1 protein-coding gene and 1 pseudogene are annotated in these 1,282 nt (G+C 69.4%); both read right to left on the reverse strand.

Translation table 11 applies throughout. The features are described 5' to 3' along the window. Positions 1-918, reverse strand: a 918-nt coding sequence (locus ABZ885_RS41390; protein WP_360200406.1) for an ATP-binding protein, incomplete at its 3' end; no start/stop codon positions are given. After that, a pseudogene (locus ABZ885_RS41395) lies at positions 915-1,282 on the reverse strand (hypothetical protein); the annotation flags it as partial. The gene ABZ885_RS41390 and the pseudogene ABZ885_RS41395, both read right to left, overlap by 4 nt.

Genomic DNA, 1,282 nt, shown 5'->3' on the forward strand with positions numbered 1-1,282 from the left:
GGCGCCGCGGATCAGCTGGGAGAGGCTTCCGATCGCGCCGTCGGTGCGCTCGTGGAGATAGCCGTCGAGTTTCACCAGGCTGCCGGGCTTGTGCCGGTGGAGCCGTAGTGCGTCTTCGAGGGAGGCGACCAGGTTGCGCCAGTTCTGGCGCTGTGCGCCGGTGCCGTAGGCGAACGGCTCGGTGTCGGTGACGGTGTAGCGGCCGGCGATCTGCTGTCCGCGCACCCCGGCGAACAGGCCGCTGGCGGCGACGTCGATGCCGGCCAGCACGAAGGTGGCGGGGATGCGCTCGGAGAGGTATTTGAGCTGGTCGGAGGCTTCGGCTCCGGCCTGGGTCGCGAGATTGAGGTTGTGGATCTCGTCCACCAGGGCGAGTTCGACGCGCATCTTGATCAGCAGGTCGCAGACCGCGTTGGTGATGGACGTCTGCGTCTCCTGGCGGAAGACCGGGATGCCCAGGAACCGGGCGAACTCGATGGCGAGCATCTTCGGAGTGGCCCGGGGCGGGACGGTGACGTAGACGACCGGCAGGCGTCCCGCCGCGGCCGGGCCGAGTCGCTTGCGCACCAGGAGTTCGTGGTTGCGGCCCAGCTGGGCGATGGCGGTGGTCTTCCCGGTGCCGGCCTGGCCGGTGACGATCAGGCCGCGGCGGCCGGAGATCTGGTGCCGGTTGAGCAGGACCAGCCGCCGTCCGGTGGTGAACACGTCGCGGACGGTGGGGGTGGCCACGATCACGAGTCGGGAGTGGTAGTCGAGCCGGGGCTCGTTGTAGGCGAGCAGGTTCTCCTCGCCGAGGGCCTTGAAGTCCTTGAGTGAGAGCATCTGCGGGCAGGTGGGGGCGTCGTCGACGAACCGCTTCCAGCCGTCCTTGGTGGTCAGCGGATTGTGGTCGCCGTCGTGGTCGGCAGGTGGGGTCACCACAAGGGCCTTCCTTGTTCTTCGAGCGGGTTGAAGACGCCGAACGGCGTGACCGGGGCCGCTTCGTCGGCCTCTTCCGGGTCGTCGACACCGACCGCGGGCGCGGGAACCAGTTGGAGTGGTGCGGCTGTTTCGGCGGCGGCCCGGTTGCGGGCGATCACTCGCTCGGAACCGGCCGGTGGTTTCCCGGCAGTGCGGAGAAGCCGCGCGAGGACACGCGCGATCGCGGTCTCGCTGGTGTCGTCGTGGCCTTTCTCGGCGAGGAGTTGGCGAGCGTGGCGCCAGGTGAAGTCCGCGAACGGCGCCCGGACCATGGGCAGATGGGTCCACGTGGCCTCGATCCACTGCCGGGTGTCGCTTCGGC

Origin of the sequence: Kitasatospora sp. NPDC047058 (assembly GCF_040643935.1) — a bacterium.
Taxonomy (GTDB): Bacteria; Actinomycetota; Actinomycetes; order Streptomycetales; family Streptomycetaceae; genus Kitasatospora.